Here is a 14929-nt window from a genome sequence, read left to right on the forward strand (position 1 = left end):
TCACGTGCCTAGAGGGATCACGCACAAGAGAATGCCTTCGCCTCACGAACCTGTGAGCCTGTTCAAATCTCTCCAATCGAATCTCGCGATGTGGTTTGGCCGTATCTTCAGCAAGTCTCACGTCAAGACCTATACGCGGTCAGATGGCACCATTGTGCGTGAGCATAACGATAAGCGCGCCAAGGCTGGGCCTGAGGAGAAGCATCCGCGTGGACCGGCCAAGGAGACCCCGAAGAAGGGGAGCAAGAAGGGCACGCAAGACGAGACGCCACGACCCGAGACCACCGAACAGCCGAAACCGCAGAAGGTCACGCCGGCTGAAGAGGGGCAGCTCGCGGCATGGATCGAACAGATCATGCAAGAGCCGGACATTAAAGCGGCGATGGAAGAAGTCGATGCCGGGACGCCAACCGACAGGCTCTACAAGATGGCGAGTGGCGAGTACCAGCCGGTGCGGGCGCGGTTGCATGAACGCATTGTCGCATCGCTCCTCAATCCACGAGCTGTACCGGAGGAGGGTCAGCGCCCGCATGCGGTGATTTTCATGGGCCGTCCAGCGTCAGGAAAGACGACGGCGCTCGGGCCTGCGGCCAAGGAGTTAGGGGTGGAGTTCACCATCATCAACGCCGATGATGTGAAGGAGAAGCTGCCGGAATATAACAAGCGCAATGCCGGTGTGTTGCATGAAGAGTCCAGTGACATCGCGGAAGGGCAATTGCTCCCACAGGCACTCGATGCCGGCCATCATCTCCTGCTCGATATGACTGGGGCCAATGTGGGCAAGGTCAGTCAGCTTGTCGAGACCTTCCACCAGTTAGGGTATGAAATCTCAGTGATGCTGGCGGATCTGCCGATCGAGAAGGCCTGTGCGCGTGCAGTAGATCGGTTCAGAAATCCTGACAATGGCCGGTTCGTCCCGCCACGGTACATCTTCGAGAATGTTGACCATAAGCCGGAAAAGACCTATGATGTGATGAAGCGCGATCCACGGGTGGCGCATTGGAGGAGGTATAACAACGATGTTGAAGAAGGCGAACAAGCTGATCTTCGGGACCAAGGCCGAAAAGACGTTGCCGGGAACCCGTTCAACAAGAGCGGACCGTTCGACGCCATTGGGGCTCTCGCTCGACCAGAAGGTGTGCAATCGCTTCGAAGAGATGGAGGAGAGTCGGATGGATCGTATGCAGGTCGCACTCGACAATCATCTCAAGAAGTCCCGAATCGCGAACACCTCTCAGTAAGCCCCGTCATTCTGCGGGCCTACGAGCTTCGCGACACCCTCACTAAATCCATTCATTACTACGACATTGACCTCGCCTCTCCAGACCTATCGTCCGATGTGCGCGGGACGATCTTGGCGGGACGCCATCACCAGAGCACACGCCTGCATCAACTGAATGACCTGCTTGAGAAGGCGGAAGCATGACTCTCGTGAAGCGTCTGCGACTCTTCTTCAAAACCAAGGTCTCTGGCTATCTGACGCGAGATGGACGGTGGGTCGATCTGCATTTCGATAAGCGTCCCACACGAAAACCCACGATCGCTCATGGTCCATCAGCAGTGCCGGCTGAATCGACCACCGACTCCGGACTGGCCGTGCCCCAGGAACGCTCGCAACTCAACCTTTTGTCCGTGCTCGATCTTCCGTCGAGGAAGCGCAAACTGTTCAAGAAACCAGAGACCGCGTCCACACGTCCTGATACTGACATACCGGTTAGTCAGTCAGATGGGCCTGAGCAAGAGACCCAGGCCGCTGAAGACGCGAGCACGAGACTGGACTACGGACGTTCGTGGGATAAGGTGTCCAAGGCCCTACCCAAGTTCGGTGCGCAAGAGACCTGGACGCCCAGTCAGCGGAAGAAGGCCAATGAGGCAGCGAAGGAGATCCTTGAATGCGTCGATGTGACGACGGGAAAAGATAACCGCCCACTGACAGCGAAGGAACAACGGAGCCGGTTAGAACGGCTGACGAAGTCGGACAAGGTCCCCAAGAATTGGCGGACCAAGTTGGCTGCCTATTCAGGTCAGGGTGGCATAGGGGACAGTCTGAACGAGTACTACACCCCTCCAAACGTCGCTGCAGCGATGTGGAACCTGCTCTCCAGGATGGGATTACAGACGGGCCATGTGCTCGAACCCAGTGCGGGAACCGGCGTGTTCCAAGAAACCAAGCCGCATGGCGTGAAGATGACGGCGGTAGAGTGGGATAAGACGGCCTCCACGGTGAATGCGCTTCTGCACCCAGATGATGACGTAGTCCACTCGTCCCTTGAGGATTTCGTGACGGCGGACATGAAGAAGTATGACGCGGTGATCGGGAATGTCCCGTTCGGCGTGCGCGGCGCGATTGCGGTCAGCGACAAGCCGGAACTGTCTACGGCTGAACAATACTTTCTCGATACGGCACTGGATAAGACCAAGGATGGGGGCGTGGTCAGCCTGATTGTGCCGCACGGGATTGCCACCAACCAAACCACACGGGTCTTTCGTCAACGCGTGATGGCCAAGGCCGAAATTCTCGCGGTGCATCGCATGCCCAATACGGCCTTTGCCCATTCCGGAACGGGCGTGGTGACCGATATTCTCGTGTTGCGCAAACGTCCCCAAGAGGTGGCTGGCGCACTTGGGATACTGGAGAAGAAGGATCTGCAGGCACTTGGTGCATGGGACGGTCCGTGGATGGATGCGGCGATCCTCGACGATCCTGCGAGAGGGTTCCTCCATGGGACGGCACAAACCAATTGGCGCGGTGGGGTCGATGTGGGCGGGTCCATGGACGGCATCCCGTCGAAGATCGCGCAGACTCCCATTACCAGCCAACCGCTCTCGCTCTCGCTGGAGATGATTCAGCAACAAGTGCAGGATCGCCCAGATCTCCTCAAAAAAGCCAATTGGGCCGCGAAAAAGAACCCCTATCCTGAGCTGGCGAATGGGACGACCAGACTGATCAACGGGGTTCTCTATGTACTCCAAGGTGAGCCGCGACGGTGGCATAAAGCGGATGAGATCGGTCCAGGTGTGCAATACACCAAGGACAGCAAAGAGGGCTTGGCGCTCGAATTGGGCCAGCGACTCAAATATATGGCCGATGGGTATGCGAGCGGATCGGACTTCTCGAAGCTGGATATCGCGGCCTTGCGTGGAGCCGTCCTGGGCTATGTGTCCGCGCACGGCAATCCATCGGGTGACACGGTGCTCGCGGAGATGGCTGCACGCGATCCTCGCTTCTATCCTCTTCTAGTTGCGGTCGACGCGGACGGACAGCCCTCCTCATTACTACGCGGAGAGATGAGTGGCCGGGCTCTGGGAGTGACGAATACGAAAGACTTCGATGAGGTCATGCGGATCCTGTTGAACGGTGATGGCCGGAACGTGAGCCTCCAGGATATCGCGGTCAATTGGACTGGGGGCACTGACTCAGACGAAGAGAACCATGAAGAGATCGTCAAGAAGCTCTATGGATCAGATCGATACGCCATGAATTTGGATGGCACGATGTGGGGCACGCGGGACGATCTGCTCTCTGGAGATCTGTACCCCAAGCGCGATGCTATGTCGATCGCCATCTCCGCCATGCCGGACTCGCCGGTGCGTCACAAGCTGGAGCAACAACTCGCATGGCTGGATGACAGCCTGGCACCGAAGAGCATGGAAGAGTTTGAGGTCTCCTTGCGGTCTGGCTGGATGCCGCCTGAGATATTGGGAGAGTTTCTGACCAGTAAGGCCTATGCCTATGGAGAAAAAAATAAGTCTGATATCCGCTACGTGGTGGACTTCAATGATGGCGTCTACAACATTACCAACGTAGGTCAAGGTCAGGGGTATCTGAACGGAATCTACCACGACTATCTGAATCGTTTGTCGATGAAGGAAAAAGAGTGGAATCAGATTGTCGATCTCGAGAAAGAGTTTCAGACATGGCTGGCCACTAGTCCGCATCGATCCACGATCGAGGATCTGTATAATCGTCTCTATAACGGGTACCGTCCGAAACGGTACGGTATGCAAGAGGTGCCGTTGCCGGGATGGAATCCTGAACGTACGCTGAATGCCTATCAGCACCCAGCTCTACGTTGGGCGATCGAAGAAGGCAAGGGGATCATTTCCTACGATGTAGGCCTTGGCAAGACCCCAATGGCCATCGCGCTGGTCAAAGCCCTCAAATCGCAAGGAAAGGTGCAGCGACCGTTGATCGTGGTGCCGAAGTCGCTCACGGCGAATTGGGCGGCGGAGATTGAAGCCTTTGCACCCGGCAGCTCGGTCTTGATCATTGGGGAGACGCATACGCGAGACAAAGACGGCAAATTGAAGGCCCGAGCGGATAGTCCAGAGGATCGCCATAAGAAGTGGCATCAGATGATGCAGGGGTCCTATGACTACGTGCTGGTCACGGCTCCAGCCTTCGAAGAGATCGATGTCGATCCCATCACCAAAGGCGAGTACGTCAATCAGGACTTCTGGGTCAAGCGCAGCAAGAAGCTGGACAAAGCCACCCCTCGGCATGTGCGGGAGATTCAGGAACGCTATCAACAAGCGATGGCCAATAAGGATTTCCAGAAGCGCACGAACGCCGTGTACTTTAACGACCTGGGCATCGACTGTCTCATCGGGGATGAATTCCACGCCTACAAGAACCTGTTCGAAGCGCATAACCGCTTTGGAGAGAAGCCAAAATTCCTTGGGGGATCAGGCTTTGCCAAGCGATCCCTCGACATGCAGCACAAGTGTAAGTGGGTGCGTGATCACAACGGCAATCGTGGTGTGTTCGAACTGACCGCGACACCCACCAAGAACAGTCCGCTTGAAATCTATTCCATGCTGAGCCACATCGCACCGGAGCTCTTCGAACAACGCGGGATTCGCAACCAGGAAGAGTTTATCGATCGCTACTGCGAGATCGAGAAGCGACAGATCCTCAATTCTCTTGGAGGGATTGAGGAGATGCCGGTCGTCACGGGGTTCAAGAATATGAACGAGCTCAGGACGATCATGGGACGCTACATCTACCGCAAGACCGCCGTGGACGTGGGTCTGCAAATTCCAGAGAAGGATGAGCACAGTCATTATGTCGCCATGACGCCTGAACAAGAGTCGGTGTACAGCGATTTGCGAGCCCTGGGCATGAATCAGAAGGCGAAGGACTCAGGTGAAGCCCATATCTTCTCGCTGATGGACAAGATGTCCAAAGCGTCGATGGACTTGAGCCTCCTCGATCCTGAAAAGTATGCCAAGGCTGACAGTCCGAAATATGCCTCAATCGTGAAGCATGTGAAGGAAGGCGTGGCCGAAGGTGGCCAGGTCATCTTTGCCGATCAGGTCGACGTGCATCAGAAGTTGAAAGCACAACTCATAAAGTCCGGTATTAAAGAGGATCAGATTGGCATCATCAACGCCCAGGTCTGCAAGGACTCGGCCAAGCGTCAAAACGTGGCGGATGATTTTGTCTCTGGCAAGCTCAAGGTGGTGATCGGGAACACGGCCACCATGGGCGAAGGAGTGAACCTGCAAAAGTTCACCACGGATATTCACCATGCCGATCAGCCATGGGAACCGGCCTCGATTCAACAGCGGAATGGGCGCGGGATACGCCAGGGGAACAAGCTCAAGTCTGTCCGGGTGCATAACTACTTCGCCAAGAAGTCATTCGACGGATACCGATATCAGACGGTGGCCGGCAAGCGCGATTGGATGGACCAGCTCTGGCATGGAGCGGACCGTCTCGAAAACCTATCCGCCAAGGGTCTCAATATCAGCCGAGACGATTTCACGATCATGATGGCCGACGATCCCGATAAGGCCAGGGTCGAATTGGCGAAGAATAAGGACGCACAGCTTGAAAAGTACAAGGCCGTCAAACAGGATGAGGCGATCAGTAAATTCCGTATGCTCATGCACTTGAAGCGGAATCATGCTGCCTTGGAGAACAAGGAGACGAAGAGCGCGGCCATGTTGCACTACCGGGTGCAAAAGATGACGGACGAACTCAAGAGCGATGCGCATTTCCTGCATAAGGACCTCTTGAACGAGTCACGCCCGATCCTCATGACGAAGACCAGTCTGCCGATCTTCCAGGGCGGAATTTACGAGATGAGCGCCAAGGACGATGCGCCGGCCAAAATGGGCAAGCATGCCATGTGGCGGGTCACTGCCGTTGATCTGGACAAGCAGGAAGTCACGATGCGGCCGGTCGGACACATCTCGATCAGCGTGCATGCCAACGATGACTACACCTGTAAGGTCGACGAGTTGTCCACTGGGATGAAGATGGGCAAGGCGGTGACGCAACACGAAGAATTGAAGATGGCCATTGCGTCGATGCGCCATCCTAGCGGGTTGGCCTCTTATCCAGAGGCGTTGATTGCAGACATGGAGCCAGAGATTCAGGAGCGGTTGCGGACCATGATGGCGGCTCCTAAAGAACAAGACTACTCCAAGCCGTATGGGGAACAACGCAAGGAACTGTGGACGATCAGCGCCAGTGGGACGATGCAGAAGTTATTCCCAGGCCATAAGGAAGATGCTGAGGCTGCCACCTTCATCCTACCCACCTCGAAGTATATGCCGAATCTGGTCAAGCGCGTCGTCGAAGAGAAAGACGATGCGCTTCGATATGGCGGTAGCTATGGAGGACGACGCAAGCATTCCAGCGCATCGAGCTATTATGCGAACGCCTTAAATGAGATTGTGGGATGGGAGAAAGCGCATGCCTTGGTCGTAGAGTACCGCAAGCAAGCCAAGCAGTCGCGTGAATCCGGCAAGGTGTTTACGCCACAGGATTTCAAGTCACAAATCGTGCTGTCCAAGGCGCGGGTGACGCTGAAATTCAAGGAGTCCGCCAATGGCTGAGGAACGGATTGAGCCCGTCGCAGATATCGCGACGACCCTTGAGGCCATCGTGCGGATGTTACAGGCGGAGCCGAAGAGGTTCTTGCTATTTGGCTGTTACTGGTGGGCCATAAAAAGAATTTTGAAGCAACACGGGTATACCCGCGACAACCTGTATTTGCTTGGGCCCTATACCGACCCCGAAGCAGAAGGCCACTTGCCGGCAGAGCCCGATGCGTATTTGTTGGCGCTGGCGATTGCAGAACAGACACGGAACGCCTTCCATAACTGGGGATCTGCGGATGTCTACTTTCCTGACACGAATGAACCGTATCATCTGTTCGATGAAGATGTTGCCTTTAGTGCATGATCGTCTCCAGAATATGGTTTACATGTGACTAACTAACAAGTAAGTGTATGCGTTGTACGGGACATTGCTGCAAAGAGTTTCGATTGCCTCACTATCGAGAAATGATTCGTCGGTTCTTGCAAGATCGTCGAGGTCAAAAGTTCTAGGATGATATCGAGATCATTCTCCCGATGTTGATTCCGTTAAGATCAGGTACACCATATGAAGCGGAGCAGAACTCAACGGGTGTCATGTTGGAGGCGTACGTCTATACCTGTCGACATCTGCAACTGAACGGAGATTGTGGGATCTATGAGGATCGTCCTGCAATGTGCCGAGATTATCCGTATGGTCAAGTGTGTGAGTTCCCCAATTGATCAATGAAGGAGGCCGAACCATGCGCTGTGCATGTGGCAATGAAATGAAGGCGGGGCTTCGATCTACTGTGCTGGTCCAGAAAGCGAAGGGCATGGTGTTATGCGATGCCGACCGGGATCAGGTCAAGAGCGGCGATACTTATGTCTGTTTGGTCTGTATTGATCGAGGTAACCACTCCGCACCTGGAGCGCATTCATGATGATATCCCTGCACATTGTCTGCGACCGCTGCAAGCAGGTCGTGAAAGACGCGGGTAAGGAATGCGGGGGCTGTACGGCTGGCTATTACGAAGTGCAGCATGGGTCCTGGCGCAAGTATGCGAATGCGGGAGAAGTCTATGTTTGTGACGCCTGCATGCACATAGATCCTCGCTACAAGAACGACTATCCGCTATGAAAATTCCTCTCATCTTCCGCAAGGCACTCGAACGGATGGGGCTTTCAAGGCAAGTCACGAAGTCGCATGTGCATTCCTACGTGAAGAAGGACGGAACGTTCGTTAGGGAGCACGAGGATAGCAGGTCTGCTCATCAGACACAGACATTTAGGCAGTGGTTTGGGAACTCGAAGGCCAAGAATGCGGATGGGACGCCGACCGTGTTCTATCACGGCACGAATGCCGAGTTTACGAGGTTCAAGAAGGGGAAACGGCGCGGAGGGTTTTACTTTCACCCAGAAGAGCAGTGGGCGAGGCAGTATGGTCAGCGCGTCATGGCCGTACACTTAAAAGCCGAACACACCTTCGATTATGAAAATAAAGAGCACCTGAAGCTCGCCATGGACGCCCTGAAATCAACGAAGGGGTTTCATTCGTGGATGATCAAAGACATGAAAGACGGAGACTGGGAAATGGTCGAGCTCCCAGAAGTGCAGGCCGCGATCAAGGGGGCTGGGTTTGACTCCTATTATGTCAACGACCATCCAGGGAAGGCGATTGCCGTCTATCATCCCACGCAGATTAAGTCGGCCACGGACAATAATGGAGACTATAGCCCTCGCAGTCCACACTTCAACAAAGGCATTCATGGGGGCGGGCATCCACTCGACTATAAGACCACATTCCAAGGGCTGGATATCAGCATCGAGAACCAGGTTGGGAGTATCAGGCGCTGGACAAACCGCAAGGGTGAGAGTGGCCAGATCAAGATGAAGCATGCCTACGGATATATTCGCCAGACACAGGGTGTGGACGGCGATCATGTGGACTGTTTCATTGGTCCGAATCCTGATGCCACACACGCCTACGTGGTACATGCGATGGCCGTTCCAGACTTCACACAATACGATGAAGACAAATGCATGCTGGGGTTCGACTCGGCAGAGGAAGCAAAGCGCGCCTTCCTCGACAACTATAGTGATGCTCGCTTCTTCGGCTCGATGCATAGCTTTCCCATGGCGACGTTCATCCGCAAGGTGCTGGCGACGAAAGACCATCCGACCATGATCAAGGCTCTCTCTCCGGCTCGACAAGCCGAGTATGAGCAGGAAACGGAGGACATACGTGAGCGGTCAAAGACGGCTGAAGCGAGGAAACCACATGCTTTCGACGCGGCGGAGTGGACCCATAAGAACGGGCATCCTCGCTGCCTCGTGTGCGGTGACGAGGAGCCGGTCGGCGGGCGCTGTGCCGGCAAGACGATAACCAAGTCCTCTGCGCCATCTAGGCTCACGCTCACGTTCGGCACGTCCTCGTTATTCGGCAAGTCCTCGTGTGGACCAGGAGAAAACTGTCGCTGGATCACGATCCATCCGCACGGATCCGGAGAGGGACAGCCCATTCGTATCCGCGAGTCGAAAACGGCTCCAGGTACCTACCATGTCATTGGTGGGGCTGGCGGAAAGCTCAATTACCTCAAGCTCACCGATGTGAAGTCGAAAGAGGAATATGCTCAGCAGTCCAAGGTGAAGGCGAAGGACAAGCGAGCCAAGGCCAAAGAGCAAACGAAAGCGGACAAGGAAGCCGGCACCTATACACCGAAGAAACAGGCACTGGATGCCCTCAGGTCTGATAAGGAGAAGACCGAACGACAATTGGTTGACCATGTCGCCGGCATCATGGGTTGGGAGGATTACAGCCTCAAACCTGAACAGCTCGAAGGCCTGAGCGACGGCGCGAAAAACATCGCCATTCTGAGGCACCATCGACAATTGGTGAAGGATGCCATGGAGGTCGTGACTCGCACGAGAGACCGCCTCCTCCTTGACCATGAAGCACGAGCTGAGGCCAATCTCGGAGAGCTCTCGATCTATCGCAATGAACCCGATGTCTTGGGTCTACATGACCTTGAACCGGACAGGATTGAAAGCGGTCTTGGATTTACGCCTCAATATGGGACGCGCGCTGCAGCGGCTGGATTGACAGAGAAGGAGCTTGCTGAAGAAGCCGAAGAGATCGACGCGCAACATAAGCAGGAGCTCTCTCCTGAGAAGGTCAAGGCTGGGACTCACCTGAAAGAAGCCGTGGCCCGCATGCAGGTGGAAGTCCAGGCACGGGCGGAGTCTGGTCAGTTATCGACAGGGGAGCGACCAATCAAGAACGCCGCGCCTTCAGAGGCCATCAAATTATTGGCCATGGCGAAGCACGTCAAGGACGCGCTGGCACAGGCGAAAGACAAGTCTGCCGCCATTCAGGCCGGCAAGGTCGAACCGATGGGGAAGGCCCTGGTGATTGAATCGGAGCCCGTCACCTCCGCCGAGATCCTGGCCCAGCTCGAAACAGACGCGAAAGAACGGGATCGGCAGGAACTGTCCAGGTCATTCCTTCACATGGTCGAACAGCCTGACGAAGGCCGCACGGTCGCACAACAGGGCCAGGCACTTCAGCGTCATATCGCGCTCGGGGCCAGCACGGCGCTGACGAAATCCTCGCAGGTCCTGACCGGGCAAGATGTGCTCCCGCGAGAAGTGATCGATGTGCTGGGGACCGCTGGGGCCGCTCAGGCGCTGGCCCATGCCATCCATACGAACTTTGTCCCTGATGATGTCAAGAAATTCTCCGATTCCGTGACGCAGTACCACTCACAACACCATGAAGAAGCCGCGCAAGAGGCCATGGCTCAAGCCCATGAACTCCTCACGCAAGCCAAAGAAATTCAACTGGGTTCAGTCGAGAATCCCACCGAGCTATCCATCGCGCACGAAATGAACGAGCGACGAATCGAAAAGTTACGCGAGGCACGATCCGTTCTGGGGAACACACTCGGAGAACTGGAAGCGATCGCCGCCTTAGAGTTTGCGTTGAAAGCTGCTCCGGTCCAATCGATTCAAGTCTCGCTCGGTCCGATCTCGACCGTCGCGGCCATCCAGCAAATGAGGGCGCTGGGTCTCGACAAAGGTGACTATGCGATTACCTCTGACGGAACCAACCAGTTTGTCACGATTGCGAAAAGTGGACTACCCAAACTCACGAAAAAGCCAGATCCTGAGCTTGCGCGCCGCGTGAAAGAGACGCATTCCATCATGAGCGGGGAACAGGATCAGGAGAACTGGTTGCCCAAGGGCTTCGCCAGACGGCCCATGTCCACCTATACAGACCCCAACATCCAAGCCGTGAGCTTTGCACAGCAGTTCTCAACGCAGCCAGGCGGAGTCTTGGAAGATGATCTGAAATCCTATATCGGAAGTCGCATGGCCGATGGTGAGCCGGTCCATTCGATCTATCAATCGCTCCTCTCGCAAGAGGTGTTGCAATCCGTCTCCGACGAGAAGCGACAAGGGTATTTTGAGGCGATGGACCGCATTGCTCCATTGCGCGATGAGACAGGCAAGGCACAACGGGCCGAGGTGCATACCGAGACATTCAAGCGGCTGGCCGAATCCTATGTGAAAGACAAGTATGGTGCGAATGCCGCACCACTCCATCAGCAAAACATTGATATGCAATCGCCAAAGACCATTGAATCCCTCCATCGGGTGCTGGCCGAAGACCCACGCAGAATGATGGCGTTTAAGCCTGTCGGGGAGTTGACGGGACACGATCAGTATGCGTTGAGAGACTTCTTTGAATCCCGGTTTGCCAAGGGTGAGAACGAGCAGAAGGAGAAAGACTCACTGGCTGAAATGGGGCCTGAGCCTGAGAAAGAGTCAGAAGGACTATTCGGCACGCAAGAGAATCCTCTCTGGCATGAATGGTCGTCGAAACGACACGAGATTATGTCGCAGGCCAGAGAGCAAGGATTGACCTGGGACAAGTACATTGCCATGCACGGTAGCCGGCAGCGTGCCTATCAGGCCATGCAGGACCTGCTGAAGAGCGATACGAGCCGCGCCTTTGCTGATGCCTACGGCAAGGTGAATAAGACGGCGCTCAAAGTCGGACGGACGGTGATTGCCGGGAACCTGGCGCACTTGGACGCCGTGGACCCTCAGGCACGCGAATCACGACTTGCCACACAGAAGGCGTTTGTGGATAGGCTTAGGAATCGGGTGGAAGGGAAGTATGCGGCCGGCAGCGTCAAAGACAAGATGGACCGCGCGCGCGAGCTCGCGGAGATCGCCGACCAGAACCAGGTGAATATGTTCTTGGCACAGCCAGAAGACCTGATGAAACCCACGCTGGCCTCCGATGAGCGATGGACCTTGGGAGAGCAGGCGGAGACACAGCTACAGTCCATTCTCCCGCAAGTATCGAGAAACTTTGATCCGCTCAGGCCTGTCACACTCATTCCTGATGTGCGGATGGACGGTAAATATGTTCGCCAACAGCGGGCCGTGAAATTGATCGAATCCAACAAGCGGATGGTCATGGCGCTCGGCACAGGATCAGGAAAGACCGCCATCGGATTGGGAGCCTTCACGCATCTCCACGATCAAGGCAAGGTCACGCGCGGCATCTTTGCGGTACCCAGTATCGTACAAGAGCAATTCGGCGGAGAGGCCAACAACCTATTGGAGCCTGGCAAGTATCATTGGTGGGCGGAAGGTGGCCAGACCAGGGACCAGCGCATTGCGGCCTATAAGAATCCTGAGCATCAGTTCGTGGTCACTACCCATCAATCGCTCCGCGATGATCTGGTCCATCTAATGGCCAAAGAACGGGGCATCCCAGACGAGTCGATGGGTGAACAATTTAATGAGATGAATGAACGCGAACGCCAGGCTACGCTCAGACAGACCATGGAGAAGGAAGGCATTGCCTGGCAATACCTCAATATCGACGAAGGCCACGACATGCTCAACCGCAAGGGGAAAACCAACTCGCTTTTGGCGAACGTCATGGATGCGTTGAGCGCCCAGACCCCCTACTACGTATCGGCTAGTGCAGACCCAATCAAGAACGATGTATCTGAACTCTTCGATCAGCTCCATAAGGTGGATCCAGTGCGCTACAAGGATCGTGAGGGGTTTCTGGCAAAATACGGACTCAATACGAATGCGGCCGCAGATGCGCTCAAACGAGAAGTCATGCCCTATATATTTGCGGGCCGTGTCGATCCTGGCGTGAAGGCCAATCGGCAGGACATTCCTGTTGCACTGACCCCCTACCAGCGTACGCAATACGATGCGGTCATGGGACAATATCGGAAGGCGAAGATTGCGATGAGTGAAGGCAAGACGGATCTCGCCTCACTCAAGTCCCTCAGCCCATCTAGCTTCGAAGGTAAGGATGCGTCAGAGCATGACGCGATCGCCAAGCACTTGTCTGCCAGCATGGGCATGATTCGAGACATGGCCTTGGATCGAGTGATTCATCAGGCTCCGTTGGAGCATAACGCCAGCATGCAAGAGGTGGTGAAGCGGGCCAATGCGTATCGCGAGCAGGGCAAGCCCGGAGTGATCTTTGCCCATAATCTGTCCTCTGTGGCTTCGCTGTCAAAAGTACTCCGTGATGCCGGGCATCGTGTCGTGACGATCACCGGAGGAGATAGCTCAAAGGAGAAGGGGAAGAAGATTAAGCAGTTCCGTCCTGGAGGCAACAAGCAGGCCGAGGCGGATATCATGGTGGTCTCCGATGCCGGAGCAACCGGCATGAATGCCCAACGAGGGAAATGGGTTATCCAATATGATTTGCCAAAAACCGCCAAAACTTTTTGGCAACGCATCGGTCGTATTCATCGGTTGGGACAGACAGATGATGTCGACGCACTCACGCTCAATACCGATACGATACTTGATCAGAAGAATCATTCCAGACTTGAACGCAAGTCAGGCTTGCGTGAAATGCTCACCTCTCCCTATGAAAGCATGGACGAAACCGGATTGGGCGCGATCTTAGCGGCACAGACCGACTCGCCAGAGCATGAGGCTGCCTAATGTCACAGAATTCTAGACGGGCAATTCTTCAACCATTGGCCGAAGTCGAAGCGGCCTTGCAACAAGCCGAGGCATCGCGATCGATGATCGGACAGGCGGCTACGGCGCTCAGGAAGGATTCCCATAACCGGATGGAGAAGGTGGAGCGCAAGGGGATTCATACGCCGGCAGCGCAGCAAGAGATGAAGGATGCATTACTCGATCGTCGCCGATGTGATTTGGTATCAGGAATGACCGAACAACCACAAAAGGAGTAGGGACATGGAAAAAGGGAACGTGATGCCGTTTACGAGAAAGAAGCCATTCAATATGTCACCCACAAAACAACGGCTCTTCATGGGTGTGTCAATGGCACAACAGCAGAACATGGCTCTGGCGGAGGCTTTTGACAAAGAAATGATTGCGGTGCGCACGCAGATAGAAGAAATGGGCCTCCAACTGGCACGGGTCATCGTACGCGGCATGGTGACCGAACAGCTCCTCAAGGAGAAACTCGGCCTGACCAAAGAGGACATCGATCAGGCCGTGAATATCGTTGCGCCACGACCTACCGAGCCGCCTTGACAACCTTCTTCTGAGAACGTTGCCGCGGCTGATTCCAGTACGCCGACTTGCAATTCTCCCCAGGACAGCGTTTTGGAACAAATCCTGGAACCTTCGGCCACCATGTGTGGCCACAGCGAAGACAGACCAGTGGGGCAAACTTGTGACCGCATTTTGGACACTGTAGTTTCTGTAGAACCAGTTTCACCCTAACCTCCTAACAGCTATAAACCGAGTTTCTTCTTGATATCCGAGAGGGGCGTCGTGCCCCTCTTCTTCGCCTCGGTGAGTGCGGCGCGGCTATCTGACACGTCCATATGTGTTTCTCTGTGCCAAACCCAAAGAGCGAAAGGCCACGCTAGAAGAACAAGCGGCTTTATCCATCCTCTTGGAGCATCACAGTACCACTTATAAAATCGTCCATCTTCCTCGTCGATCGCTGCCCATACACCCGCGCCAATTAAACAATTGAGAAGAAGCACACCAATAATCCACCATAATATCGTGGCAATCCAATCCATATCGATACTCCTTAGCTACGATCTGCTTCACCGTGGCACTCCTACTCGTTCATCGCATGACC

At 55.0% G+C, this 14929-nt stretch carries 9 protein-coding genes; 8 read left to right on the forward strand and 1 reads right to left on the reverse strand.

Annotated elements, in window-relative coordinates; genetic code table 11:
- The first annotated feature begins 88 nt into the window (after window positions 1–88).
- The 8 genes from Q7U76_12925 to Q7U76_12960 all read left to right on the forward strand — a co-directional run bounded on the left by Q7U76_12925 (window position 89) and on the right by Q7U76_12960 (window position 14367).
- Complete coding sequence (locus Q7U76_12925) at window positions 89–1426, forward strand: zeta toxin family protein (protein MDO8357286.1); 1338 nt, start codon at window positions 89–91, stop codon at window positions 1424–1426.
- The gene (locus Q7U76_12930; GenBank protein MDO8357287.1) at window positions 1423–6846 is read left to right on the forward strand and encodes an SNF2-related protein; all 5424 of its coding nucleotides are present in this window, start codon (window positions 1423–1425) and stop codon (window positions 6844–6846) included. Before Q7U76_12925 ends, Q7U76_12930 begins: the two co-directional genes overlap by 4 nt.
- Window positions 6839–7195: a hypothetical protein gene (locus tag Q7U76_12935; protein ID MDO8357288.1), complete on the forward strand. Its 357-nt coding sequence runs from the start codon at window positions 6839–6841 to the stop codon at window positions 7193–7195. The genes Q7U76_12930 and Q7U76_12935 overlap by 8 nt, the downstream gene beginning before the upstream one ends.
- A gap of 376 nt (window positions 7196–7571) precedes the next feature.
- Window positions 7572–7751, forward strand: coding sequence for a hypothetical protein (locus Q7U76_12940; protein ID MDO8357289.1), 180 nt, complete (start codon window positions 7572–7574; stop codon window positions 7749–7751).
- Window positions 7748–7948 carry a hypothetical protein gene (locus Q7U76_12945; protein ID MDO8357290.1) on the forward strand — a complete coding sequence of 67 codons (201 nt, stop codon included), beginning with the start codon at window positions 7748–7750 and terminating at the stop codon, window positions 7946–7948. The genes Q7U76_12940 and Q7U76_12945 overlap by 4 nt, the downstream gene beginning before the upstream one ends.
- On the forward strand, window positions 7945–13803 hold the full coding sequence (locus Q7U76_12950) for a helicase-related protein (protein ID MDO8357291.1): 5859 nt from the start codon (window positions 7945–7947) through the stop codon (window positions 13801–13803). Before Q7U76_12945 ends, Q7U76_12950 begins: the two co-directional genes overlap by 4 nt.
- Entirely contained in the window at window positions 13803–14060 is a 258-nt protein-coding gene (locus Q7U76_12955) for a hypothetical protein (protein MDO8357292.1), read from the forward strand. Before Q7U76_12950 ends, Q7U76_12955 begins: the two co-directional genes overlap by 1 nt.
- A gap of 4 nt (window positions 14061–14064) precedes the next feature.
- Window positions 14065–14367, forward strand: coding sequence for a hypothetical protein (locus Q7U76_12960; GenBank protein MDO8357293.1), 303 nt, complete (start codon window positions 14065–14067; stop codon window positions 14365–14367).
- Window positions 14368–14570: 203 nt separating this feature from the next.
- Here Q7U76_12960 and Q7U76_12965 read toward each other — a convergent pair whose 3' ends face one another.
- Window positions 14571–14867, reverse strand: coding sequence for a hypothetical protein (locus Q7U76_12965; GenBank protein MDO8357294.1), 297 nt, complete (start codon window positions 14865–14867; stop codon window positions 14571–14573).
- Window positions 14868–14929 lie beyond the last annotated feature (62 nt).

Source organism: Nitrospirota bacterium (genome assembly GCA_030645475.1).
Classification (GTDB): Bacteria; Nitrospirota; Nitrospiria; order Nitrospirales; family Nitrospiraceae; genus Palsa-1315.

Bases quoted from the DNA above. Each gene is read 5' to 3' on its own strand.
- Q7U76_12945 (MDO8357290.1), top strand. From the start codon at position 7,748: ATGATGATATCCCTGCACATTGTCTGCGACCGCTGCAAGCAGGTCGTG.
- Q7U76_12925 (MDO8357286.1), top strand. From the start codon at position 89: ATGTGGTTTGGCCGTATCTTCAGCAAGTCTCACGTCAAGACCTATACG.
- Q7U76_12940 (MDO8357289.1), top strand. From the start codon at position 7,572: ATGCGCTGTGCATGTGGCAATGAAATGAAGGCGGGGCTTCGATCTACT.
- Q7U76_12965 (MDO8357294.1), bottom strand. From the start codon at position 14,867: ATGGATTGGATTGCCACGATATTATGGTGGATTATTGGTGTGCTTCTT.
- Q7U76_12955 (MDO8357292.1), top strand. From the start codon at position 13,803: ATGTCACAGAATTCTAGACGGGCAATTCTTCAACCATTGGCCGAAGTC.
- Q7U76_12930 (MDO8357287.1), top strand. From the start codon at position 1,423: ATGACTCTCGTGAAGCGTCTGCGACTCTTCTTCAAAACCAAGGTCTCT.
- Q7U76_12935 (MDO8357288.1), top strand. From the start codon at position 6,839: ATGGCTGAGGAACGGATTGAGCCCGTCGCAGATATCGCGACGACCCTT.
- Q7U76_12950 (MDO8357291.1), top strand. From the start codon at position 7,945: ATGAAAATTCCTCTCATCTTCCGCAAGGCACTCGAACGGATGGGGCTT.
- Q7U76_12960 (MDO8357293.1), top strand. From the start codon at position 14,065: ATGGAAAAAGGGAACGTGATGCCGTTTACGAGAAAGAAGCCATTCAAT.